We start from the raw sequence: 22,207 nt of genomic DNA, 5'->3' as shown, positions 1-22,207 counted from the left end.
GGGCCGCGCTGGTCGGTGCCGGAGCGGTCGGGCCGGGGCCGGTGTCGGGGGCCGTGTCGGGGGCTGTGCGGTCGGGCCGGGACCGTCGTCCCGGCTGTGCCACCATGGGGCGCATGTCCGCGCCGTCACCAGCGCCGTCCCCGGCGCCCACCGAGCAGGTCACGCCCGACCTGGACGAGTCCGCCGGCCCCGACACGCCGTGGCAGGCCATCGTCTGGAACGACCCGGTCAACCTCATGTCGTACGTGACCTACGTGCTGCAGAAGGTGTTCCACTACCCCGAGGCGAAGGCCACCGCGTTGATGCTCGACGTGCACCACAAGGGACGCGCCGCCGTGTCGGCCGGTGACAAGGACACCGTGGAGGGGCACGTCGCCCAGCTCCACGCGGCCGGCCTGTGGGCCACCATGCAGCGGGCCTGAGGGTGAACGGCTGGAAGCGCAGCGGCCGCGGTGACCGCGTCCGCTACACGTCCGGGTTCTCCGGCGAGGAGGCCGTCGTCCTGCGGGGGCTGTTCACCGAGATCCGCCAGATGCTCGCCGGTCGCGCCGAGCTCGCGTCCACCGACGAGCTCGCCGAGCTCACCGGCATCCGCACCGGCCCGACGTCGCGGCCGACCGACCGGGTGCTGGCCCGGCTGCTGCCGGACTTCACCACCGAGGACTCCGACCTCGCCGGCGGAATGCGCTCGCTGCACGAGCCGTCGCTGATCGAGGCCAAGGACGCCGCCGCGGCGACCGTGCTGGACACCCTGCCCGAGGCGGGCGGACGGCTGGAGCTCACCGAGGCCCAGGTCGACGCCTGGCTGGCCGCCCTCAATGACGTGCGGCTCGCGCTCGGCACCGCCCTCGACGTCAGCGAGGACATGCCCGAGCAGCTGCCCGACGACGACCCGAGGGCCCAGCACCTGGGCGTCTACCACTGGCTGACCTACGTGCAGGACTCCCTGGTCCGGGTTCGCGTCCGGGGGCTCTGACCCGACGGGCCGGGCCCCGTCACCGCCGCACGATCCGGTCGGTGGACGGCGGGGTCAATCCCGGGTTCGCGCCCAGGTACGCGACGAACGCGTCGAGGTCCACCGGCCCGCCGACCAGCTCGGTCCCGGCGGTGAAGGTGTCGAAGCCGTCGCCGCCCGCGGACAGGAAGTTGTTCGTCGCGACCCGGTAGCGGCCGCCGTCGGTGACCGGGACACCGCCGATCGCGATGTCGCCCACCCGGTTCCCCGTCACCGTGTAGCGCCGGTTCGACGAGCTCTGCAGCACCGTCGGGCCGTCCTCGACGGTGAACTGCTGGTCGAGCACCGCCCGCAGCTGGGCACCGGTGAGCGTCATCGTCTGCAGGATGTTGCCGAACGGCTGCACGGTGTAGGCCTGCCCGTAGGTGACCCGGCCGCCCGCGCCGGGCACCAGGTCCGCGCGCACCCCGCCGGGGTTGGTCAGCGCGATCTGCGCGCCGTCGCCGCGGGAGGCGGCGAGCTGTGCGTCGGCGATCACCGTGCCGAGCGGGGACAGCCCGGTCGGCCCGGCCGCGCGCAGCAGCGGCCCGGCCACCGTCCCGACCGGACGCTCGGCCAGCGGCCGCGACTGCGCGACCGCACGGTCGACGACCTCGGCCACGCCCGGGTCGGGTGTGACGTCGCGGGTGACGACCTCGTTGCGGGCCGTCGTCGCGCCGCGGTCCACGTCGCCGTCGCCGGTCAGGGCCAGGTCGACCACCGACAGCAGCCTGCCGAACGACAGGCCCTGCACGAACGGTCGGGGGTTCCCGGCCGGGTCGGTCGCCGAGCACAGGTACTGCTGGTGGGTGTGCGCGGAGAACACCGCGTCGACGTCGGCGGACACCGCGGCCGCGATCCGCGACGCCGGCCCGCCGGGCTCGATCGCACAGGCGTCCGGGCCGCCGTCACCGGTCGTCTCGTCGCCCTGGTGCAGCAGCAGCACCTGGGCCCGCACCCCCTGCGCGGTCAGCCCGCGCGACGCCGCGTCGACCGCGGCGACCTCGTCGCCGACGGCCAGGCCGCGGATGCCGTCGGGGGAGACCAGGTCGGGCAGCTCGGACAGGGTGGCGCCGATGACACCGATCCGGGTCCCGCCCGCCTCCACCACCGTCGACGCGGCGAGCGCCGGCCGCCCGGAGTCGTCGGTCACGTTGGCGGACAGGATCGGGAAGGACGCGCCGTCGTAGGACGGGGTGAAGCGGCAGCCGTCGGCCGGGTGGCAGCCGCCGTGCTGCAACCGGCGCAGCTCGGCGATGCCCTCGTCGAACTCGTGGTTGCCCGCGACGGACGCGGCGACACCCATCCGCTCCAGCACCTCGACGGTCGGCTCGTCGTGGAACAGCGCCGACGCCAGCGGGGACGCGCCGACGTTGTCGCCGGTGGACAGCACCACGCTCGCCGGAGCCTGTGCCCGCAGCGCCGCGACGTGCGCGGCGAGGAACGCGGCACCGCCGGCCTCGACCTGCGCGCCGGCGTCGTCGGTCACCCGGCCCGAGGACCCCGAGGGCGGTTCCAGGTTGCCGTGCAGGTCGTTGAGCGCGATGAGCCGCACCGTGCCGGGGCCGGGGGCACCCGGGGCGGAACGGCCGGAGAGCGTCACCGCCTCGACGGTGACCCCCACCGCCAGGACGACGGCGAGCAGGGCAGCGAGGACGATTCCGACACGGCGACCGGGGGAGGACACGCAGGGCAGTATGGAGGCACCGCCGACCGCCGGGCCGTGGCCGGGATCACAGACCGTGGTGTCGAGTGCGTGAACGCCGGGTGCGGGCCCGGCGGGTGTTCGGTCCCGCCGCCGGGGCCGCGTATCCTCACGTCGTGCTCGTCCTCCGGTCCGACCTCCTCGATGCGATCGTCGCGCACGCCCGCCGGGACTTCCCGGTCGAGTCGTGCGGGCAGCTCGTCGGTCCCGAGACCGGTGAGCACCCCGAGCGCTACGTGCCGATGACCAACGCCGACGAGGTGGCGAGCGACTTCGCCTTCTCCCCGGCCGAGGACATCCGCCTGGAGCGCGAGCTGGACGCGTCCGGTGAGCGCCGCATGCTCGTCGTCCACTCCCACACGCGGCTGCCGCGGCGCCCGGTGGCGCACACCGGCCTGCCCGAGGCCTACCCGTCGCCCAAGGACGTCGCCCAGATGGAGTGGACCCCCGACCAGCACTGGCTGATCGTGGGCCTCGCCACCGCCGACGCCGAGCCCGAGGTGCGCTCCTACCACCTCGCCGACGGCGAGGTCGTGGAGGACGAGCTGGCGGTCGTGGAGTCCTACATGTTCTCCCACACCGGCTCCGACGACGTGCCCGACCGGGCCTGATCGACCCTCTCGCGCACCCGCGCCGGAGGTTGCGCGGGAATGTCGCCGTACTCCGGCCGCGTTGCCGCGTGCAGAAGTCCACGCCAGAGCGACCCCACCAGGAGTGATCACCGACATGGCCGTCTCCGTGTCCGTCCCCACCATCCTTCGCACCCACACCGGCGGCGAGAAGACCGTCGAGGCGAAGGGCGACACCGTCTCCGCGGTCATCGACGACCTGGAGTCGCGGCACAGTGGCATCAAGGACCGTCTGATCACCGACGGCAAGCTGCACCGCTTCGTCAACATCTACGTCGACGACGAGGACATCCGTTTCGCCGGCGGCCTGGAGGCCCCGGTCAAGGAGTCCTCGACGTTCACGATCCTCCCGGCCGTGGCCGGCGGTCGCTGAGCCCCACCGGAGATCGGTGCCGGGCGGCCCGCCCGCCCGGCACCGGCGCGTGAGGAGATCCCGTGCGTTACGACTCGCTGCTGCACGCCGTCGGCGACACCCCGCTCGTCGGGCTGCCGTCCCTGTCGCCGTCGGAGGACGTGCGGCTGTGGGCGAAGCTGGAGGACCGCAACCCCACCGGCTCGATCAAGGACCGGCCCGCGCTGGCCATGATCGAGGACGCCGAGAAGCAGGGGCTGCTCACGCCCGGCTGCACGATCCTGGAGCCCACCTCGGGCAACACCGGCATCTCGCTGGCGATGGCCGCGAAGCTCAAGGGCTACGAGATCATCTGCGTGATGCCGGAGAACACCTCCGAGGAGCGTCGCCAGCTGCTGGCGATGTACGGCGCGCAGATCATCTCCTCGCCGGCGGCCGGTGGGTCGAACCAGGCCGTCGCCCTCGCCAAGCAGCTGGCGTCCGAGCACCCGGACTGGGTGATGCTCTACCAGTACGGCAACCCTGCCAACACCGACGCGCACTACCGCGGCACCGGCCCGGAGATCCTGCGCGACCTGCCGTCGATCACCCACTTCGTCGCCGGGCTCGGCACCACCGGCACCCTCGTCGGGGCCGGGCGCTACCTGCGTGAGCAGAAGCCCGACGTGCAGGTCGTCGCGGCCGAGCCCCGCTACGGCGAGCTCGTCTACGGCCTGCGGAACCTGTCGGAGGGCTTCGTCCCGGAGCTCTACGACGAGACCGTGCTGACCGGTCGCTTCTCGGTCGGTTCCTACGACGCGCTTCGCCGCACCCGCCAGCTGGTGGAGCAGGAGGGCATCTTCGCCGGGATCTCCTCCGGCGCGATCCTGCACGCCGCCCTCGGCGTCGCGAACAAGGCGCTCGACGCCGGTCAGCGCGCCGACGTCGTGATGATCGTCTGCGACGGCGGATGGAAGTACCTGTCCACCGGCGCCTACTCCGGTGACCTGGGCACCGCCGCGCAGGGCATCGACGGGCACCTCTGGGCCTGAACCGGTCACAACGGGCATAGCGGGCGGGCGCGCCGGTACCGTGGACGGCATGACCGCACCCCCGGACGGCCGCCCCGCCCGTGTGCTGCCGCCCGCGCCGGTGCGCGCGGCGGCGATCATGCTGGTGTTCACCGCCGCGCTGTACGTCTTCGAGGCCGTCGACCAGGCGTCGGGCGGGATGGTCGACGCCGCCTCGGCGATCTACCCGCGCGACATCGACGGGCTGGCCGGGATCCTCACCGCGCCGCTGCTGCACGGCGACTGGGCGCATCTGGCCGCCAACAGCCTGCCGTTCCTGATCTTCGGGTTCCTGGCCATGTCCGGCGGGCCGGTGCAGTGGATCGTGGTCACCGCGACGATCTGGGTGATCAGCGGGCTGGGGGTGTGGCTGACCTCGCCGCTGCCGGTACTCGTCGCCTCCGGGATCGTGTTCGGCTGGTTCCTGTTCCTGCTCACCCGCGGCTTCTACGCCCGCAACGGCAGGCAGATCCTGCTCGCCGTCGTGCTGTTCCTGTTCTACGGCTCCATCCTCTGGGGCGTGCTGCCCTCGGACCCGTCGGTGTCCTGGCAGGGCCACCTGTTCGGCGCGGTCGGCGGCGTGCTCGCCGCCTACTGGGTGTCCCGGGCCGACCGCCTACCCTCCTAGGGTGTGAGCGACGCACCCGGGCTCGACGCCCCGATCGGCATCTTCGACTCCGGGGTCGGCGGTCTGACCGTCGCCCGCTCGGTCATCGACCTGCTGCCCGCCGAGCAGATCGTCTACGTCGGCGACACCGCGCACAGCCCGTACGGGCCGCGCCGGCTCGCCGACATCCGGCGCCTCGCACTCGGCATCGGCGACGAGCTGGTCGACTCCGGGGTCAAGGCGCTGGTCATCGCCTGCAACTCCGCCTCGGCGGCGTGCCTGGCCGACTTCCGCGAGCGCTACCCGGTGCCGGTGGTCGAGGTCGTCCGCCCGGCCGTGCGCCGCGCCGTCGCCACCACCCGCAACGGCCGGATCGGTGTCATCGGTACCGCCGCGACGATCGCCTCGGGCGCCTACGCCGACGCCTTCGACGCCGCCCCCGACACCGAGATCACCTCGGTCGCCTGCCCCCGGTTCGTCGACTTCGTCGAGCGCGGCACCACCAGCGGCCGCCAGGTCCTCGGCGTCGCCCAGGGCTACCTGGAGCCGCTCCAGCGCGCCGGTGTCGACACCGTCGTCCTGGGCTGCACCCACTACCCGCTGCTGTCCGGGGTGCTGGAGATCGTCCTCGGCCCGGACGTGACGCTCGTGTCCTCGGCCGACGAGACCGCCCGCACCCTGGTCCGGACCCTGCACGCGCACGACCTGCTGCGCGACGACACCGCCCCGCCCGCACCGCACCGCTTCCTCGCCACCGGTGACCCGGAGCCCTTCGCCCGCCTGGGCCGCCGGTTCCTGGGCCCGGAGATCGGGTCGGTCGTGGGCCGCGCGGGTGCCGCGCTCCCGTCCGCCTGACGGCCGGGGGTGTGGATGCCCACCGGCCACGACGGTGGGTCCGGCGCCGTGTCGGAGGGGCGCGGGGGTAGCGTTCCCGCCGTGATCGGAACGCTCGTCCTGGTGATCACCGTGGCGCTCTCGGCCACCGCGCTGTTCGGGCTGGTCACGACGGCGCTGAACCGGCCCCCGAGCCGGGTGCACGCCGTCGCCGTCGGCGTCTGTCTGGCGCTCATCGTCGTGCAGGCCGCGATCGCGGCGTACCGGGTCCTGCTCGGCGGGGTCACCCTGCCCGAACAGTCGACCTTCCTCATCTACCTCGCCGTCGCGGTCTGCGTCCCGGTGATCGCGCTGCAGTTCGCCACCGCCGAGCCGAGCCGCTGGGGTGGGGCCGTGATCGCCGTCGGCGCGATCGGGACGCTCGTCGCCGTGCTGCGCCTGCAGGGCCTGTGGATCCCGGGGGTGCCCGGTGCCTGAGCCCCACGCCCCCGGGCCCCGCGCCACCGCCACCGGCCCCGGCCGCATCCTCATCGCCGTCTACGGCATCTTCGCGCTCTCGGCCTCGGCGCGGGCCGGGGTGCAGATCGCCGAACGCTTCGGCGAGGCACCGCTGGCGTACTCGCTGTCCGCGCTCGCCGGGTTCGTCTACATCCTGGCCACCGTCGGGCTGGCGGGCACCGGGCCCGGCTTCCGCCGTCTCGCCTGGTCCGCCGTGGTGTTCGAGCTCGTCGGCGTGCTCGGGGTCGGCGCGTTCACCACGTTCGTCCCCGCCGACTTCCCCCGCGAGACGGTCTGGTCGTACTTCGGCGCCGGCTACGGCTTCGTCCCGCTCGTCCTGCCGTTCGTCGGACTCTGGTGGCTGCGGCGCACCTCACGAACGGGTTAGGGTCGCGCATGCGGCTGATCGTTCTCGGGTGCTCCGGCAGCGGCCCCGGACCCGAGTCCCCGGCATCGGGCTACCTCGTCGAGGCCGGGTCGACCCGCCTCACCCTCGACCTCGGCAACGGCACCCTCGGCGCCCTGCAGCGGCACGCCGACCCGTTCTCCCTCGACGCCGCGGTGTTCAGCCACCTGCATCCCGACCACTGCTCGGACTTCCCGTCGCTGGCGGTGCACCGTCGCTACCATCCCCGGCCCCCGTTCGACGCGACCGCGCGGAAGCTGCCCGTGCACGCCCCGGCCGGTGCGCACGCCCGCTTCGCCCGCGCCGACGCCGTCACCGAGGCCGACTACGCCCGCACCGACCTCACCGACGTCTTCTCCTTCCACGACCTCGTGGCGGGGGAGCCGTTCACCGTCGGCGCCGGCGCCGACGTCGTCACCGTCACCGCGTACGAGGTCGTGCACGTCTGCCCCGCCTGGGCGCTGCGCCTCGAGCACCGCGGCCGGGTGCTGACCTACTCCGGGGACACCGCGGCCTGCCCCGGACTCGTCGAGGCCGCCCGCGACGCCGACCTGCTGCTCTGCGAGGCCAGCTGGCCGCACGCCGAGGCCGGACCGCCCGGGGTGCACCTGTCCGGACGGGAGGCGGGCGAGCACGCCGCGGCTGCCGGCGCCCGGCGCCTGGTCGTCACCCACGTCCCGGCCTGGTTCGACCGCGAGTCCCTCGGCGCCGAGGCCAAGGCGGCCTTCGGCGGGACCGTCGAGCTCGCCCGGCCCGACGCGGTGTTCGAGGTCTGAACCGGCTTCCTACGATGGTCGGGTGACACGAACCGAGGGCAGGGCCGACGGCCGGACCGACGACGAGATGCGGCCGGTGACCATCACCCGGGGCTTCCAGAAGCACCCCGCGGGATCGGTGCTGGTGGAGTTCGGTGACACGAAGGTGCTGTGCGCCGCCAGCGTCACCGACGGGGTACCGCGCTGGCGCAAGGGATCCGGCCTCGGCTGGGTCACCGCCGAGTACGCGATGCTGCCCTCGGCCACCGACACCCGCTCGTCGCGGGAGTCGGTGAAGGGCCGGATCGGCGGCCGCACCCACGAGATCTCCCGGCTGATCGGCCGGTCCCTGCGTGCCTGCATCGACCTGCGCGCGCTCGGCGAGAACACGATCGCGATCGACTGCGACGTCCTGCAGGCCGACGGCGGCACCCGCACCGCGGCCATCACCGGCGCCTACGTGGCCCTGTGCGACGCCGTCACCTGGCTCGGGGAGCAGGGCAAGCTGTCCGACCCCAAGCCGATCTCCTGCCAGGTCGCCGCGGTGTCGGTCGGCGTCGTCGACGGCCGCGTCCGGCTCGACCTGCCCTACGAGGAGGACTCGCGGGCCGAGGTCGACACGAACGTCGTCGCCACCGAGACCGGGACCCTCATCGAGGTCCAGGGCACCGGCGAGGGCGCCACGTTCTCCCGCTCGACCCTCGACGCGATGCTCGACTCCGCGCTCGCCGGGATCGCCGAGCTGTCCCGCCTCCAGGTCGAGGTGCTCGCCGCGCCGCACCCGAAGATCGTCGCGCAGACCGCCCCCGCCGCCCCGGGCACCGCGGGGGAGGGCGACGCGTGAGGATCCTGCTCGCCACCCGCAACGCCAAGAAGCTCGTCGAGCTGCGCCGGATCACCGAGGCCGCGGGGCTCTCCGGGGTGGAGATCGTCGGGCTCGCCGACGTCCCCGAGTTCCCCGAGGCCCCCGAGACCGGCGCGACCTTCGCCGCGAACGCGCTCGCCAAGGCCCGCGACGCCGCCGCCGCGACCGGGCTGCCCGCGATCGCCGACGATTCGGGCATCACCGTCGACGCCCTCAACGGCATGCCGGGCATCTTCTCCGCCCGCTGGTCCGGCCGGCACGGCGACGACGCGGCCAACCTGGCGCTGCTGCTCGGACAGACCGCCGACGTCCCCGACGAGCGCCGCGGCGCCGCGTTCGTGTGCGCCGCCGCGCTCGTCACGCCCGAGGCGGCGGCCGGGCTCCGTGATTCCGACGGCTCCGACGGCACTGCCGACACCGGCGGCCCCGACGCGGAGGACTCCGTGCCCGGGCGCACCGTGGTGCACGGGACGTGGCGCGGCACCCTGCTGCGCGCCCCGCGCGGGGAGAACGGGTTCGGCTACGACCCGATCTTCGCCCCGGAGGGCGACACCCGCTCCTCGGCCGAGCTCAGCGCCGAGGAGAAGGACGCCGCCTCCCACCGCGGGACCGCGCTGCGCGCACTCGTCCCGCACCTGCAGGCGCTGCTCGCCCGCGACTGAGGGCTACTCGGGGGCCGGCTCGGCCAGGACGCGCTGCGCGATCCGGAACGCCGAGTTCGCCGCCGGGACCCCGCAGTAGATCGCGGTCTGCAGGATGATCTCGACGATCTCGTCGGTGGCCAGGCCGTTGCGCCGGGCCGCCCGTACGTGCAGCTCGAACTCTTCCCAGTGCCCGTGCGCGACCAGTGCGGTCAGCGTCACCGCCGAGCGCATCCGGCGCTCCAGCCCGGGGCGGGTCCAGATCTCGTTCCATGCGTAGCGGGTGATCAGCTTCTGGAAGTCCGCGGTCGTGTCGTCGACGCGGCCCAGCGCCGCGTCGACGTAGTCCTGGCCGAGGACCTCGCGGCGCACGGCCAGCCCGTCGGCGTCCAGTTCGGCGGGGTCGATACCCGAGTCGCTCATGGTCGGCAGCCTCTCACGGCCCATCCCCACGGCACGCCGGCCGAGGTCGCCCGACGACCGGCGGCGGGGGACCGGTCGGTGCGGCGACGCGGCCGACGGCGCCGGCGCGGGGCTCGGTACCGTGACGTCCGTGCGGTGGTGGCGGTTTCTGCTGGGCTGCCTCGGGCTGGTGCTCGCGGCCGCACTCGTCGTACTCGTGGCCCGGTCGCTGGGGCTGTCCGCGTTCCCCCGGTTCGGTGAGCTGCGCCGGGCCGTCGAGTCGGCAGGGCTCTGGGGCCCGGTCGTGTTCGTCCTGCTCCAGGTCGCGCTCAACGTCCCGCCCTTCCCCCGGACGGTGTTCACCGTGTCCGCCGGGGTGCTGTTCGGTGCCGTCGGCGGGGCCGCGCTGACCCTGTTCGCGACCGCACTGTCCGCGGTCGTGGCGTTCGCGCTCGTCCGTGCCACCGGCGGGGGGCTCGTCGCCCGCTACGCGCGCCACCCGCGCGCGGTGTGGGTGCGCCGCAGGCTCGACCACCACGGCGTGCTGGCGGTGACGTCGCTGCGGCTGATCCCGATGGTGCCGTTCGCGGTGCTCAACTACCTGTCCGGCCTGTCCCAGGTGCGGTTCTGGCCCTACCTGGTCGGCACCGTGATCGGGTCGGCGCCGAGCACCATCGCCGTCGTGGCCCTCGGCGACGCGGTGACCGGGCACGTGCCGCCCGCGCTGCTGCTGGTGTCGGGGATCTGCGCGGTGCTCGGGCTCGGCGGGGTGCTGCTCGCCGCCCGCCGGCCGCTGCCCGACGAGCCCGACGGCGTCACGCCCGGGGATGCCGGGCCGACCGGGACCGCGTCGCCCGCCGGGTGAGGCGGGCGACGCGACGCGTGCCGGCGGCGGGATTCGAACCCGCACTTGCACGGACCTAAACCGTGTCTCTCTGCCAGTTGGAGTACGCCGGCTAGTTCTTTCGGCCGCACCAGGTGTCGGTGAGGGCGTGGCAGTTCGCGCACAGGATACGAAGGTTCTCGAGCCGGTTGTCGGTGTGGTCGCCGTTGACGTGGTCGAGCTGGAGCGGGACGGGCCGTCCCCGCCACTCGGTCAGGCCACACTCCTCGCACCGGGCGGCCTTCAGCCCCTCAGCGACGAGCCGCCGGCGCAGGGTCGCGCTGCTGCGGTAGCTCGACCCGCGGACCAGGATGTCCGCCAGCGGACGGGCCCGCCGCCCCGGGAAGGTCCGGCCCCGGGCCCAGGAACGGCCCGTGAAGTGCGTCGTGTCGAGCTCGAGCGCCCGGATGTGCGCGACCACCGCCCGGAACATCCCGCCGCTGGGCTCGTACCCGAGCCGCCGGAGCACGGCGTACACGCTGACCTCCGCCTCGACGGCCGCCCGCAGCGCCTCGTCGGTGTAGCGCCGGCGGTGGTTGCGGTGCCCGGGGTCGAGCGCCCCCGGGATGTGGCTCGCGTCCGCGCCGGTACGGGCGATGTGCGCCCGTAGCTGGTCGTATCGGCCGGTCCGGATCCCGAGGCGGTGGCACACCTCGCTCAGCCGCTGCGACGCCGCCACCGCGGCGACCAGCTCCTCGTCGGTCCACCGGCGGGCGCGGGGCACGCCCGCTCACCCCGCGCCCGCCGGCCGGGCCGGCATCAGACCTTCCAGTCCCGGCGGAGCTTCGCCACGTGCCCGGTCGCCTTCACGTTGTACTGCGCGTCGACGATCGTGCCGTCCTCGCCGACCAGGAAGGTCGACCGGATCACGCCGGTGACGGTCTTGCCGTAGAGCTTCTTCTCCCCGAAGGCGCCCCAGGCGGTGAGGACCTCGCGGTCGGGGTCGGACAGCAGCGGGAAGGTCAGCTTCTCGTTGTCGCGGAAGGTCGCGAGCTTGGCGGGCTTGTCCGGGGAGATGCCCAGCACGTCGATGCCCGCCTCGTTCAGCTCGGCGAGGTTGTCGCGGAAGTCGCAGGCCTCCTTCGTGCAGCCCGGGGTGCTCGCCGCCGGGTAGAAGTAGACGACGACCTTGCGGCCGCGGTAGTCGGCCAGGGAGACGGGCGTGCCGTCGGCGTCGTCGAGGGTGAAGTCGGGGGCGGGGTCGCCCGCCTGCAGCCGTGTACTCATGTCGATCAGCGTGCCACCCGCCGGCCGCGGCGCTGCCACGAGTGTGGTGCCTGTGGACGTACCGGCCGGTTGTGGACGGATGCGACACCGACGACCGTCGGGCGCACCCGATCGGCGGCGCGCCGGTGGCCGGGCGCGCGGTCCGCCCCCGTCGGTGGCTACGGTGTGTCCCACGCCGCTCGCGGTGCCCGGACAGAGCTGTCGGGGCAGTGTCGGGCGCGAGCAGCAGGAGTCCCGGACGCGGACGCGTACCGGCCGAACCGGAGGTGGACGTGGTGGCCCGCGACCCCGAGAACATCCAGCGCGAGATCGAGAAGACCCGGGACGCGCTGGCCGAGAGTCTGGACGCCCTGGCGGACCGGGCGAACCCGAAGAACCTCATCGAGGGCGGCAAGGCGCAGCTCGCCGAGCGGCTCGCCGACCCGAAGATCAAGTACTCGCTCATCGCGGTCGGCGCGCTGGTCGGACTTGCCGTGGTCCGCTCGATCTTCCGCTGATCCGTACCCGTCGGGCCCGGCCGGTGTCGTCACCGGCCGGGCCCGACGTGTGTCGGAACCCGCTCAGGCCAGCTCGTCGCGCAGCTCCAGCACCGCGGCGCGGTCGGCGCCTTCCGCCAGCGGACGGCGGTAGCGGGCGACGAGCCGGGCCGCGCCGAACCCGGCGACGGCGACGAGGTCGTCGCCGCGCAGGTAGCCGAGTACCGTGCCCTTCACCGGGCCGTCGCCGAGACCCTCGCCGTGCAACGGCAGCAGCGAGTCCGCGCGGTCCGGCCACCCCACGAGCTGGATCTTCATGCCGAACTGGTCGGACCAGAAGAACGGCACCGCGGCGGGCGGCAGGTCGGTGCCGGTGATGTCCGCGGCGACCGCGGCCGCCTGGTCGCTCGCCGAGGTCCAGTGCTCCAGCCGGGTGCGCTCGCCGGTGTCCGGGTCGGTCCAGGCGGCGGCGTCGCCCGCCGCCCACACCCCGGGCAGCCCGTCGACCCGGCCCCGGTGGTCGCACGGGATCCCGGCGGAGACGTCGACGCCGGTGGCCTCCAGCCAGCCCAGGTCGAGCATCCCGCCGACGCCGACGACGATCTCGTCGGCCGTCACCGTCGACCCGTCGGAGAGGGTGGCACCCGAGGACGTCAGCTCCGACACCGCCACCCCGGTGCGCAGGTCGACCCCGGCGTCGACCATCAGCCGGGCCACCACCGCACCGGCCTGTTCGCCCAGGAGCCGCGCCATCGGCACCGTGCCGGTCTCGACCACGGTGACCGCGACACCCCGGTCCCGGGCGGTGCTCGCGACCTCGGCCCCGATGAACCCGGCACCGACCACGAGCAGCGACGACGCCGAGGCGAGCGCGTCGCGCAGCCGTTCGGCCTCGTCGACGGCGCGCAGCAGGTGCGCGGAGTCCGGCTGGCCGTCGAGTACCCGGGAGGTGACCCCCACGGCGAGGACGACGGCGTCGGCGTGCAGCACGGTGCCGTCGTCGAGCTCGACCTCGGAGCCGTCGGCCGGGTCCTCACCGGGCCGCAGGGCGACCGCGGAGCGGCCGAGATGGGTGCGCACGCCGAGCTCGGCGAGATCCTCGGCGGTGCACAGGTCGATCTTGGTGCGTTCCCACGCGCCGGCGAGGAACTGCTTCGACAGCGGGGGGCGGTCGTAGGGGAGGTGCTCCTCGGCCCCCACCAGGCTGATCCGGCCCTCGTAGCCGTCCCGGCGCAGGTTCTCCACCGTCCGCAGCCCGGCCAGCCCTGCGCCGACCACCAGCACGTGTTCCGGCACGCTCATCTCCTACCTCCCCGCTCCGGGGCCGGACGGTGCGCCGGTCCCGTCCCGATCTTCGCGGACGGCGTGCGACGCGGCCGCGCGGCCCGGCCGTCAGAAGGTGCGGTCGTCCGGGTCGAGCCGGTTGCGCAGCCGTGACAGGGTCTGTGCGAGCAGCCGGGAGACGTGCATCTGGGAGATGCCGACCTCCTGGGCGATCTGGGTCTGTGTGCGGTTGCCGAAGAACCGGAGCATCACGATCGTCCGCTCCCGTGGCGCGAGCTCGGCGAGCAGCGGGCGCAGCGACTCGCGATAGTCGACCCGGTCGAGCTCGGCGTCGGCGTCGCCGACCAGCTCGCCCACGGTCGCACTGCCGTCCTCCGACGACAGCATCTCGTCGAGCGAGGAGCTGCGGTAGGCCTCGGCGGCCTCCAGGCCCTCCAGCACCTCGCCGACGGGCAGGTCGAGGTACTCCGCGAGCTCCGAGGGCCGGGGCGCGCGACCGAGGGTCTGGGACAGCTCGGACACCGCACCGTTGATCGACACGTGCATGTCCTTGAGCCGTCGCGGTACCCGCATCGACCAGCTCTGGTCCCGGAAGTGCCGGCGCACCTCACCGGAGATCGTGGGGACGGCGAAGGAGAAGAACTCGCCGCCCTTCTCCGGGTCGAACCGGTCGATGGCGTTGATCAGCCCGACCGTCGCGACCTGCACGAGGTCGTCGAGGGGCTCGCCGCGGTGGTTGAACCGGCGGGCGATGTGCTGGGCGACGGGCAGGTAGCCGGTGACGAGCTGCTCGCGCAGCCGCTCCCGGCGGGGATCGCCGTCGTCGAGGCCCGCGTACTGCTCGAGCAGCGGGGTGAGGTGGGCGTACTGGGGGTCCACCGTCACGTCACAGTCCGTGACCTGCGAGCTTGTGCAGCCGGATGGTGAGGGCGGGGCGGCCGCCGTCCTCCTCACCGGTCTCGACGGCGACGTGGTCGGCCAGGGTCTGCAGGACCCGCCAGCCGAAGCTGTCGGTGGGCAGCTGCGCGCCGCTGCCGGTCTCGACCCGGGCGGTGACCTCGATGCGCTCGTCGGACACGGCGAAGGTGCACCGCAGCGGCGTGCCGGGAGTGGCCATCGCGACGAGCGTCGCACACGCCTCGTCGACGGCCATCCGCAGATCGGACACCGCGTCCAGGTCGAAGTCCGCGCGCGCGGCGAGGTCGGAGGCCACCGCGCGGACCGTGGGGATCAACGCGGGCCGCGCGGCGACCCGGATCTCGACGGTGTTGTCGGTGCCGGCGGGGTGCGCCGTGCCTGCCACGTCCTCCTGGGCCACGCTGACGAGTCCTTTCGTACGACGGGGGGTGTCGGGCCGGATCATGTCGCCTCCGGCGGGGATGTGCAGACCGGGTGCCCGCTCAGGCGCCGGGAATGCCTTCCTGATCGGGCAGGACGGTGAACAGCTGGGCGGAGCCGGTGACCTCGAGCGGCCGGAGCACGGCCCGGTTGGTGGCGACGACGAACAGCCGCCGTCCGTCCCGGGCGGCCCGACGGGCGGTGTGGATGAGCACGCCCAGGCCGCTGGAGGCGAGGAACGTGACGCCCTCCAGGTCGACGGCGAGGTCGCGGCCGTCGCCGTCGGGCGGGAGGTTCAGCAGCTCGTCGAGGGCCGTCTCGAGACGCGGCGCGGTCAGAGTGTCGACCTCGCCACGCACGGTGAGCACGGTCAGGCCACTGCGCGGTGAGGACAGGCGGACCCCGAGGTGGGCGGAGTCGGCGGGGTCCAGCTCGGCGTCGCCGTCCCCCCGGGACGGTTGCGCCGGCGCGGATCCGGGCAGGGTGATCACCTCCGTGTCGGGCGCCGGGCGGCGCGGAAGCGTGGTGGAGCGCCGCCGTGCTCTCGACGGGCAGATGCCTTCTCGCATCGCGACGACGCACCGGGGGTGCGGCGGAGCCTTCCTGGCCCGCGCCGGTCCGGTCCACCCACGACAGGAGACCGGGACCGACGATACCGGCCGGGCTCGGTGCGCCCGGCACGGCGCCTGCCCTTAGAGCGTGTTTGGAAATTCTAGTGGGTTGAGGGTGTCGTGTGTTTCTGCTGGCGGGTGGCGGGGTATCCACGGGCGATGCGGCGGGTGATGGTGTTGATCGCGGCCCAGCGGATCATGGCTTCGGATGTGGTGGGGTGGCGTTCGTAGTCTCGGGCCAGGCGTCGGTGTGCGGTGAGCCAGGCCAGGGTCCGTTCGACCACCCACCTTCGTGGGATGACGGTGAATCCGCGCTGCTCGGGTGGCTTGCGGATGATCTCGATCGTTGTCTGCAGGATCGTGGCGGCCCAGTCGAGCAGTCGCCCGGCGAAGCCGGCGTCGGCGTAGACGAACCGCACCCTGGTGCGCAGGTAGAGGTTGAGCAGGATCGGCTTGGCGCCGTCGCGGTCCTGTACCGAGGCCGAGCACACCATCGTGGTCAGCAGCAGACCGAGGGTGTCGGTCACGATGAACCGTTTCCGTCCGCCTGTCTTCTTCCCGGCGTCGTAGCCGCGGGAGTCCTGGCCGACGGTGTCGGCGCCCTTGACCGACTGGGAATCGATGATCCCCGCACTCGGCTCCGGATCACGGCCCTCGGCGATACGTAACTGCCCCCGCGCGACCGGGAGGATCTTCTCGGTGACCTTCTGCTGTTCCCACTGGTTGAAGTACCAGTAGACGGTCTGCCAGGGCGGGAAGTCCACCGGCAACGCCCGCCAGGCACACCCGGTCCGCACGACATACAAGATCGCGTCCAGCACGTCCCGACGAGCATGAGCAACAGGCCGCCCCCGCCGCGCGAGCGGCGGTAACAACGGCTCGATCACCACCCACTGGGCATCACTGGTGTCCGAGGGGTACCGGCGCGGTCGTTCCTGCATGCCGACCACGATGGAGCACCCCAGCCGTGTCGACCATCCCGACACACCCACCATTTCCAAACACGCTCTTAGGCTCGCCAGGGTGACGCGGTATCCCGATCTCGGTTCCGACACCCCCGCCGGCCCGCCCGGCGACGCGGTGGACCGGGCCGTCGACCAGGCGGTCGCGACCTCGGTGGAGTCCTTCGGCGAGCAGCCGAGCACCCCCGCGATGCCGTACGTGCGCGGCGGGACCCAGGTGGCCGTCCTGATGATCGACATCGCGGACCGCCGGATCGTCTACGCCAACACCACCGCGCTGGAGCTGGCCGGCGACCGCCCGGTGCGGCTGCCGATCGGGGTCCGCGAGTGGAGCGAGTCCGTGCGGCTGACCGATCTGGACGGCCGGCCCTACACCGACGAGGGGTCACCGCTGTCCCGCATCGCTTCCGGCGAGGCGGTGTCCGGCGAGCCGGTGGCGCTGCACGGGCCGGGCCTGATGCCCGACCGCGACGGCGTCCCGGTCCCGGGTGAGGGCGCGACGGCCAGCAGCACGCTGGTCTGGGTGACCGGGTTCGCGCTGTCGGACCCCGGTGCCCAGGGACAGGGCGCGTTCGCCCAGCCCCCGACCACCGGGCCCGGCCGGGCGCTGGCCGTGCTGCTGCCGCTGTCGGACTCCGAGGTCGGCCAGGGCGGGGACCGCGACCGGATGGGGTTCCTGCGCGACCGCGCCGTGCTGGCCACCGAGATGTCGTTCACGATCTCCGACCCGCAGCGTGAGGACGACCCGCTGGCCTGGGTGAACCCGTCGTTCGAGCGGCTGACGGGGTATCCGCTCGACGAGGTCGTCGGGCGCAACTGCCGGTTCCTTCAGGGGCCCAACACCGACCGGTCCGCGGTCCGCCGGCTGCGCGAGGCGCTCCGGGAACAGCGGCCGATCACCGAGGTGCTGCTCAACTACCGCCGCGACGGCACCGCGTTCTGGAACCAGTGTCCGTCTCGCCGGTGCACGACGGCGACGGCGAGCTGGTCAACTTCGTCGGGGTGCAGAGCGACGTCACCGAACGGGTCGTCGTCGAGCAGGAGCGGCGGGCGGCGCTGGCCGACGCCGAGGCGGCGCGGGCCCAGCTGCGGCTGCTCGCCGAGGCGACCACCCAGATGACCTCGGCGCTCGACGTGGCCGACGCCTGCCGTCGCTTCTCCCGGATCGTGGTGCCGGAGCTGGCCGACCTGTGCACGGTGGACCTGCTCGACACCCCCAACGGGGCCAGCCGCGAGCGGATGGCCGTCGCGGCCCGCGACGCCGACGACGAGGCACTGCTGTCCCGGTCCGGTCCGCTGGGGACGGGCCGGATCGAGCAGGAGGCTCATCGACTGTTGACAAAGTATCCGGTACTAGCTCATACTGCTTTAGATGCGTATAGCGCGAGCTGCCGAGTACATGGGCATGTCGGTGGTGGGTGTTCGGAAGGCTGCCCGAGAGGGTCGGCTGCCGTGTCGAGTTTCAGCCGCAAGTCACCCTGACCTGCCGAAACACCCGTGTGACTACCGATCACTCACACCGACAGACATCCACTCGGGTGTCCATAAGTGTCAGAGATCCGTAGACGCCAAGACCGCGGTGCGGACCGGCAAGCCCTACCTGGTGCAGGAGCTGCCCGACGACGGACGCGAGGTCCATCCGGACGACCCGGAGGCGGCCGACGCCTACGAGCGGCTGCGGCTCCGCTCGGCGATGGTCGTCCCGCTGCTCGGCCGCGGCCGGGTGCTCGGCCTGGTGACGCTGTCCACCCAGTTCCCCTACGGCCGTCGCTGGACCCAGCGCGACGTGCACCTGGCCTCGGACCTGGCGGGCCGCGCCGGGCTGGCCGTCGACAACGCCCGGCTCTACGAGGTGGAGCGGGCCGCGGCGGCGACCCTGCAGCACAGCCTGCTCCCGGCGTTGCCGCAGGTCCCGGGGATGCGGGTCGCGGCCCGCTACCTGGTGGGCGCGGACGGCAACCAGGTCGGTGGGGACTGGTACGACGTGCTGCCGATGCCGGACGGCTCTGTCGGTGCCGCGGTGGGCGACGTGGTGGGCCACGACCTGTCGGCGGCGGCCGCGATGGGGCAGCTGCGCGGTGTGCTGCGTTCCTATGCCTGGGGCGGCGACGCGCCAGGGCCGGTGCTCGACCGCTGCGACCAGCTGGTGCAGGGCCTGGACATCGCCGCGATGGCGACCGCGGTCTACGCCCGGTTCGGCCCGGCGGGCCCCGACGGCGCGCGCGAGCTGACCTACGCCAACGCCGGGCACCCGGCGCCGCTGCTGCGCGATCCGCAGGGCCGGCTGCACCGGCTCGACGCGCACCACTCGCCGATGCTCGGGGCGGTGCCGGAGTTCGGGCGGGCCACCGGGGCGCACCGCGACGGGGCCACCGTGCCGTGTGCGGCGGGGTCGCTGCTGGTCTTCTACACCGACGGCCTGACCGACATCGTCGGCGAGGACGCCGACGCCCGCACCGAGCTCATCGAACGCACCGTGGAGCAGCTGCCGTCCGCCGCGGACCCGGAGCGGGTCGTCGAGCGGGTGCTCGAGGTGTGCCTGCCGGACCGGCTCGACGACGACATCGCGCTGCTCGCGATCCGCCTGGACCGCCCCGCCTGACGTACCGCCCCGCCTGACGTACCGCCCCGCCTGACGTACCGCCCCGCCTGACGTACCGCCCTGACCGGCCGCCCTGACCGGCCGGCGCCGTTCGACCGTCCGGCCCCTCCGTACTACCGGTGGGCGGGCCGAGGTCACGGCGGAGTTGCGGTCGGGGCCGTCCGGGGGTTCGGGACAGGGAGTCGTCTCCCGCTCGTGGAACGGGTGACCCCACTCGTCCGTCCGGGTGGGTAATCGGCGATCGATCGGGGGACCCGGGCGTTGTACTCGACGGACGAGGACGTGCGGGATCGACGGGGGCGAGCGTGGGGCAGGGGACGACGCGACCGCGGAGGCTGGTCGCCGTGGCGCTGACCGCTGCGGAGTCGGAGAGGGCGGGGGGACCGCTCGCGGCGCTCTCCGGCGCGGCGGGGGAGACCGACCTGCTGGTGGTGCGGGACGACCCGGCCCCCGTCCGGCGTCCGCTGACACCGGCGCAGGCGCGGGAGCTGCTGGCCGCCGAGGACGATCTCGATGACGACACCGAGGACGGCACCCAGGACGGCTCTGGGGACGGCACCGGGGACGTGCCGGTGGTGATGCTGCCGGTCGAGCGGGTGCGGGTGCACCGCCTCGGGCTGCGCTGGGCGGTGCAGGACGGCGACGAGGCGGACCTCGTCGCGGCGCTCTCGGAGCTGGTCGGGTTCGACCCCGACGACGGCACCTGGTGCGTGGCCCCGGCCGCCGCCGGACCGGTGTCCGACCCCGAGATCGAGGTGGTCCGTCGCGCGGTGCGCCGCGTCGCGCGGGTCTACGGCCTTCCGGTGCTGCCCTACCGGCCCGTGGGGCCCGTCGCGGAGGAGATCACCGGGGACATCACCGGGCCGGAGGCCCTGCCCTCCGCGGTGTGACGCCCGGAGGTGTGGCAGGACGTCCGGGCAGCAGGACGGCCCGCCCGATGCCCGGGCGGGCCGTGTCGGATCGGTGAGCCGTCGAGCGGTGCCGTCAGACGACGGCGGCGAGGCCCGGGCCCTGCTCGGCGACGATGCGCTCGGCGTCGCGGCGCTCGATGATGGCGCGACGCTCGGACTCGCCCAGCCCGCCCCACACGCCGAACGGCTCACGGCTGGCCAGCGCGAAGCGGCGGCACTCCTGCAGCACGGGACAACCCCGGCAGACCTGCTTCGCGCGCTCGGTGCGACGCGACCGGGAGGGGTTGCGCTCGCCGTCGGGGTGGAAGAACACGGCGCTGTCCATGCCGCGGCACGCGCCCAGTCGCTGCCACTGCCACACGTCGTCCATCGGGCCGGGAAGCCGGGAAACGTCGCTCACGTGCTCACCTCGTCGCTCGGGGCCCGGGCGGACCGGGTTGGCTCCCCAACCCGGTTCCCGAGGGGCTCCGAGATCAAACCTGCGGGGTGGCGGGATCGGTGCCGGCGATCGGCCGCGTGCGGCCCCCGGGGGCGGGCGGTCGATCGGACCGACCGCCATCACCCCTGTTCACGACACCACCCCGCACCTGCGCGCTGCGACCGGCACGCCGGTATCGGGCGGAATCGGACCGACGATGTATGACTCACGTCACCTGTCAGGAGGCCAGTGCGGCCTGCACGTCGTCGTGGATGTCGAACAGATGGTGCAGCCCGGCGATGCCGATCGGGCGCAGGACACGCCGCTCGGTACACGCCAGACGCAGCTCGACGCCGGCCCGGTGGGCCTGCTCGCGCAGCTCGATCAGGGCCGCCAGTCCGGACGTGCCGAGGAAACGGACCCCGTCGAGGTCCAGCACGACCAGCGAGGACACCGAGATCTGCTCGGCCACCGAGTGCCGCAGCTCCGGCGCGGTCAGCATGTCCAGCTCGCCGGTCACCGCGACGACGACCGTCCCGTCCGCGGGCCAGGTGGTCTCCAGTCGCAGCCCGTCGCAGCTGTCGGTGACGTCGGGTGACGCCGTGCCCGAGCCGTCGCTGGTGCCGGCGCCGGGTGGACGGGGGTCGGTCATTGGGTCGACGGTAGGCACCGCGGCACGGCGTCGCCACTCGGAGCCCGCTCGGTGCCGGCGACGCGTCCCGTCGGGCGACCGCACCGTCCCGGCTCAGGACGTCTGCTGCGCGCTGCCCTCGGAACCGGCGGTGGACGAGACGGGGGCGGCAGGCGGCGACGGCTCGGCGTCCCGTTGCTCCGGCAGCACCACCGCCGGGAGGGCGGCAGCCTCGTCCCGGTCCGCGACGGCGTCGGGGGCCTCGTCCGGCCCTGCGGTCTCCCCGGTGCGCAGCGCGTGCGCCGGGCCGCCCACCGGGCGCCGGACCCGCTCGCCCTGGTCGGCGCCCCGGGAGGCGCGGGCGGGCGCGTCGAGCCTGCCCAGCTCGGCCCCCAGCATCGCGTGCAGCCGGGCGATCTCGTCGCGCACCGACGAGCGCAGGCCGGACACGTGTGCGTGCATCGACGCCGCGGTGTCCGCGACGAGCTCGCTGTCCCGCCGTGCGGCCGCCCCGGCCGCGCGCAGCCGGTCGACCTCCGCGCGGGCGTCGTCGACCATCCGGGCGGCCTCGTCGCGGGCGGCGTCCACCAGCTGCGCGGCCTCGATCTCGGCGGTGCGCCGCCGCATCGCGGCCTCGTGCTCGGCCATCCGGAGCACCTTGTCCGCGCGCATGCCGAAGGTCTCCGCGGGCCGGGAGCGGGCCTCCTCCAGGGTGGCGGCGAGCGCGTCGGCCCGGCGCTCGGCGGTGTCGCGCGCGTGCTCGGCCGCGGCGAGACGGACCATCAGGTCCTCGACGATGTGCTCGACGGTGCGGGCACCGTCGCCGCCGCGCGGGCTGCGCTGCGGCAGTCCGGCGGCCGTGGTGCCCGGGGGCGTGGCCTCGGGAACGCGCCCGGTCGGGGCCGTCGCGTCCCCGGGCCGGGTCGCCTCGTCGTCGCGCACGTCCTCGGCCGTCACCTCGGCACCGGTCTCCGTGACACCGTCGGTCACCTCGTCGCACTCCCCGGGCAGCTGTTCACGGTGCGTCAGTCTCCGGCTCCGTGACGCACCCCGACAGCCCCCGTTCGGCGGACGGCCCCGGTGCGGCGGTCGACGGTGTGTGACGTGCGCGATCACGGAGCACCGCT

The 22,207-nt window shown here is 73.9% G+C and carries 29 protein-coding genes, 1 tRNA gene and 1 pseudogene; 18 read left to right on the top strand and 13 right to left on the bottom strand.

Annotated features, from left to right (window positions below; all coding sequences use genetic code 11):
- Nucleotides 1–113 precede the first annotated feature (113 nt).
- Nucleotides 114–422, top strand: a complete 309-nt coding sequence (gene clpS / locus KPL57_RS21835) for an ATP-dependent Clp protease adapter ClpS (RefSeq protein ID WP_060710877.1) — start codon at nucleotides 114–116, stop codon at nucleotides 420–422.
- A gap of 2 nt (nucleotides 423–424) precedes the next feature.
- The gene (locus KPL57_RS21830; RefSeq protein ID WP_075307921.1) at nucleotides 425–976 is read left to right on the top strand and encodes a DUF2017 domain-containing protein; all 552 of its coding nucleotides are present in this window, start codon (nucleotides 425–427) and stop codon (nucleotides 974–976) included.
- Nucleotides 977–995: 19 nt separating this feature from the next.
- Here the strand turns inward: KPL57_RS21830 and KPL57_RS21825 are convergent, their stop codons facing one another.
- Entirely contained in the window at nucleotides 996–2,681 is a 1,686-nt protein-coding gene (locus KPL57_RS21825; protein WP_226352982.1) for a bifunctional UDP-sugar hydrolase/5'-nucleotidase, read from the bottom strand.
- Between the two features lie 134 nt (nucleotides 2,682–2,815).
- Between KPL57_RS21825 and KPL57_RS21820 the strand changes: the two genes are divergently transcribed.
- The 10 genes from KPL57_RS21820 to KPL57_RS21775 all read left to right on the top strand — a co-directional run bounded on the left by KPL57_RS21820 (nucleotide 2,816) and on the right by KPL57_RS21775 (nucleotide 9,356).
- Complete coding sequence (locus KPL57_RS21820) at nucleotides 2,816–3,310, top strand: Mov34/MPN/PAD-1 family protein (RefSeq protein WP_075312262.1); 495 nt, start codon at nucleotides 2,816–2,818, stop codon at nucleotides 3,308–3,310.
- Between the two features lie 115 nt (nucleotides 3,311–3,425).
- Nucleotides 3,426–3,701, top strand: a complete 276-nt coding sequence (locus KPL57_RS21815) for a MoaD/ThiS family protein (protein WP_043278539.1) — start codon at nucleotides 3,426–3,428, stop codon at nucleotides 3,699–3,701.
- A 62-nt stretch (nucleotides 3,702–3,763) separates the two neighbouring features.
- Nucleotides 3,764–4,711, top strand: a complete 948-nt coding sequence (locus KPL57_RS21810) for a PLP-dependent cysteine synthase family protein (protein ID WP_020624070.1) — start codon at nucleotides 3,764–3,766, stop codon at nucleotides 4,709–4,711.
- Between the two features lie 49 nt (nucleotides 4,712–4,760).
- Entirely contained in the window at nucleotides 4,761–5,357 is a 597-nt protein-coding gene (locus KPL57_RS21805; protein WP_226352981.1) for a rhomboid family intramembrane serine protease, read from the top strand.
- 3 nt (nucleotides 5,358–5,360) lie between these two features.
- Complete coding sequence (gene murI, locus KPL57_RS21800; RefSeq protein WP_020624067.1) at nucleotides 5,361–6,191, top strand: glutamate racemase; 831 nt, start codon at nucleotides 5,361–5,363, stop codon at nucleotides 6,189–6,191.
- A gap of 81 nt (nucleotides 6,192–6,272) precedes the next feature.
- Nucleotides 6,273–6,647 (top strand): hypothetical protein, encoded by a 375-nt coding sequence (locus KPL57_RS21795; protein WP_226352980.1) that lies wholly within the window; start codon nucleotides 6,273–6,275, stop codon nucleotides 6,645–6,647.
- Complete coding sequence (locus tag KPL57_RS21790) at nucleotides 6,640–7,056, top strand: hypothetical protein (protein ID WP_226352979.1); 417 nt, start codon at nucleotides 6,640–6,642, stop codon at nucleotides 7,054–7,056. The genes KPL57_RS21795 and KPL57_RS21790 overlap by 8 nt, the downstream gene beginning before the upstream one ends.
- An 8-nt stretch (nucleotides 7,057–7,064) precedes the next feature.
- The gene (locus tag KPL57_RS21785; protein WP_226352978.1) at nucleotides 7,065–7,850 is read left to right on the top strand and encodes an MBL fold metallo-hydrolase; all 786 of its coding nucleotides are present in this window, start codon (nucleotides 7,065–7,067) and stop codon (nucleotides 7,848–7,850) included.
- Nucleotides 7,851–7,872: 22 nt separating this feature from the next.
- Nucleotides 7,873–8,673 carry a ribonuclease PH gene (gene rph / locus KPL57_RS21780; RefSeq protein ID WP_020624063.1) on the top strand — a complete coding sequence of 267 codons (801 nt, stop codon included), beginning with the start codon at nucleotides 7,873–7,875 and terminating at the stop codon, nucleotides 8,671–8,673.
- A complete protein-coding gene (locus tag KPL57_RS21775; protein ID WP_226352977.1) occupies nucleotides 8,670–9,356 on the top strand; it encodes a non-canonical purine NTP pyrophosphatase in 687 nt (228 codons plus the stop codon). Before rph ends, KPL57_RS21775 begins: the two co-directional genes overlap by 4 nt.
- Before the next feature lie 3 nt (nucleotides 9,357–9,359).
- On the opposite strand, the gene KPL57_RS21770 is transcribed toward KPL57_RS21775, so the two are convergent.
- Nucleotides 9,360–9,758, bottom strand: coding sequence for a carboxymuconolactone decarboxylase family protein (locus KPL57_RS21770; protein WP_226352976.1), 399 nt, complete (start codon nucleotides 9,756–9,758; stop codon nucleotides 9,360–9,362).
- Between the two features lie 130 nt (nucleotides 9,759–9,888).
- Between KPL57_RS21770 and KPL57_RS21765 the strand changes: the two genes are divergently transcribed.
- Nucleotides 9,889–10,602, top strand: coding sequence for a TVP38/TMEM64 family protein (locus KPL57_RS21765; RefSeq protein ID WP_226352975.1), 714 nt, complete (start codon nucleotides 9,889–9,891; stop codon nucleotides 10,600–10,602).
- Nucleotides 10,603–10,620: 18 nt separating this feature from the next.
- Here KPL57_RS21765 and KPL57_RS21760 read toward each other — a convergent pair.
- From KPL57_RS21760 to bcp, 3 genes are all read right to left on the bottom strand, one after another.
- A tRNA-Leu gene (locus KPL57_RS21760) sits at nucleotides 10,621–10,694 on the bottom strand.
- The gene (locus KPL57_RS21755; protein ID WP_226352974.1) at nucleotides 10,694–11,344 is read right to left on the bottom strand and encodes an HNH endonuclease; all 651 of its coding nucleotides are present in this window, start codon (nucleotides 11,342–11,344) and stop codon (nucleotides 10,694–10,696) included. Before KPL57_RS21755 ends, KPL57_RS21760 begins: the two co-directional genes overlap by 1 nt.
- A gap of 35 nt (nucleotides 11,345–11,379) precedes the next feature.
- Nucleotides 11,380–11,847, bottom strand: coding sequence for a thioredoxin-dependent thiol peroxidase (gene bcp, locus KPL57_RS21750; RefSeq protein ID WP_060714385.1), 468 nt, complete (start codon nucleotides 11,845–11,847; stop codon nucleotides 11,380–11,382).
- Between the two features lie 275 nt (nucleotides 11,848–12,122).
- On the opposite strand from bcp, the gene KPL57_RS21745 reads away from it, so the two are divergent.
- Nucleotides 12,123–12,344: a DUF3618 domain-containing protein gene (locus tag KPL57_RS21745; protein ID WP_226352973.1), complete on the top strand. Its 222-nt coding sequence runs from the start codon at nucleotides 12,123–12,125 to the stop codon at nucleotides 12,342–12,344.
- A gap of 63 nt (nucleotides 12,345–12,407) precedes the next feature.
- Here the strand turns inward: KPL57_RS21745 and KPL57_RS21740 are convergent, their stop codons facing one another.
- From KPL57_RS21740 to KPL57_RS21720, 5 genes and pseudogenes are all read right to left on the bottom strand, one after another.
- Nucleotides 12,408–13,625 carry an NAD(P)/FAD-dependent oxidoreductase gene (locus KPL57_RS21740; RefSeq protein ID WP_226352972.1) on the bottom strand — a complete coding sequence of 406 codons (1,218 nt, stop codon included), beginning with the start codon at nucleotides 13,623–13,625 and terminating at the stop codon, nucleotides 12,408–12,410.
- Nucleotides 13,626–13,715: 90 nt separating this feature from the next.
- On the bottom strand, nucleotides 13,716–14,492 hold the full coding sequence (locus KPL57_RS21735; protein ID WP_020624056.1) for a SigB/SigF/SigG family RNA polymerase sigma factor: 777 nt from the start codon (nucleotides 14,490–14,492) through the stop codon (nucleotides 13,716–13,718).
- 1 nt (nucleotide 14,493) lies between these two features.
- Nucleotides 14,494–14,925 carry an ATP-binding protein gene (locus tag KPL57_RS21730; protein ID WP_020624055.1) on the bottom strand — a complete coding sequence of 144 codons (432 nt, stop codon included), beginning with the start codon at nucleotides 14,923–14,925 and terminating at the stop codon, nucleotides 14,494–14,496.
- An 82-nt stretch (nucleotides 14,926–15,007) separates the two neighbouring features.
- Nucleotides 15,008–15,436: an STAS domain-containing protein gene (locus KPL57_RS21725; protein WP_158071457.1), complete on the bottom strand. Its 429-nt coding sequence runs from the start codon at nucleotides 15,434–15,436 to the stop codon at nucleotides 15,008–15,010.
- Nucleotides 15,437–15,641: 205 nt separating this feature from the next.
- Nucleotides 15,642–16,551: pseudogene (locus tag KPL57_RS21720) on the bottom strand (IS5 family transposase); the annotation flags it as partial.
- A 28-nt stretch (nucleotides 16,552–16,579) separates the two neighbouring features.
- On the opposite strand from KPL57_RS21720, the gene KPL57_RS70020 reads away from it, so the two are divergent.
- The 4 genes from KPL57_RS70020 (at nucleotide 16,580) to KPL57_RS21700 (ending at nucleotide 20,010) form a co-directional block, all read left to right on the top strand.
- Nucleotides 16,580–17,638, top strand: coding sequence for a PAS domain-containing protein (locus tag KPL57_RS70020; protein ID WP_226352970.1), 1,059 nt, complete (start codon nucleotides 16,580–16,582; stop codon nucleotides 17,636–17,638).
- Nucleotides 17,521–18,000 carry a hypothetical protein gene (locus KPL57_RS21710; RefSeq protein ID WP_226352969.1) on the top strand — a complete coding sequence of 160 codons (480 nt, stop codon included), beginning with the start codon at nucleotides 17,521–17,523 and terminating at the stop codon, nucleotides 17,998–18,000. The genes KPL57_RS70020 and KPL57_RS21710 overlap by 118 nt, the downstream gene beginning before the upstream one ends.
- Nucleotides 17,891–19,120 (top strand): SpoIIE family protein phosphatase, encoded by a 1,230-nt coding sequence (locus KPL57_RS21705; protein ID WP_308252963.1) that lies wholly within the window; start codon nucleotides 17,891–17,893, stop codon nucleotides 19,118–19,120. The genes KPL57_RS21710 and KPL57_RS21705 overlap by 110 nt, the downstream gene beginning before the upstream one ends.
- A 344-nt stretch (nucleotides 19,121–19,464) precedes the next feature.
- Nucleotides 19,465–20,010 (top strand): hypothetical protein, encoded by a 546-nt coding sequence (locus tag KPL57_RS21700; RefSeq protein WP_226352968.1) that lies wholly within the window; start codon nucleotides 19,465–19,467, stop codon nucleotides 20,008–20,010.
- 94 nt (nucleotides 20,011–20,104) lie between these two features.
- Here the strand turns inward: KPL57_RS21700 and KPL57_RS21695 are convergent, their stop codons facing one another.
- The 3 genes from KPL57_RS21695 to KPL57_RS21685 all read right to left on the bottom strand — a co-directional run bounded on the left by KPL57_RS21695 (nucleotide 20,105) and on the right by KPL57_RS21685 (nucleotide 22,070).
- Entirely contained in the window at nucleotides 20,105–20,431 is a 327-nt protein-coding gene (locus tag KPL57_RS21695) for a WhiB family transcriptional regulator (RefSeq protein WP_060710891.1), read from the bottom strand.
- Between the two features lie 256 nt (nucleotides 20,432–20,687).
- Nucleotides 20,688–21,101 carry an STAS domain-containing protein gene (locus KPL57_RS21690; protein WP_226352967.1) on the bottom strand — a complete coding sequence of 138 codons (414 nt, stop codon included), beginning with the start codon at nucleotides 21,099–21,101 and terminating at the stop codon, nucleotides 20,688–20,690.
- Nucleotides 21,102–21,194: 93 nt separating this feature from the next.
- On the bottom strand, nucleotides 21,195–22,070 hold the full coding sequence (locus tag KPL57_RS21685) for a hypothetical protein (protein ID WP_226352966.1): 876 nt from the start codon (nucleotides 22,068–22,070) through the stop codon (nucleotides 21,195–21,197).
- Nucleotides 22,071–22,207: the final 137 nt, after the last annotated feature.

The sequence above is a fragment of the Pseudonocardia sp. ICBG601 genome, assembly GCF_020496245.1.
The sequence above is the reverse complement of the archived record's forward strand: the minus strand, read 5'-3'. Positions and strand labels throughout refer to the sequence as shown.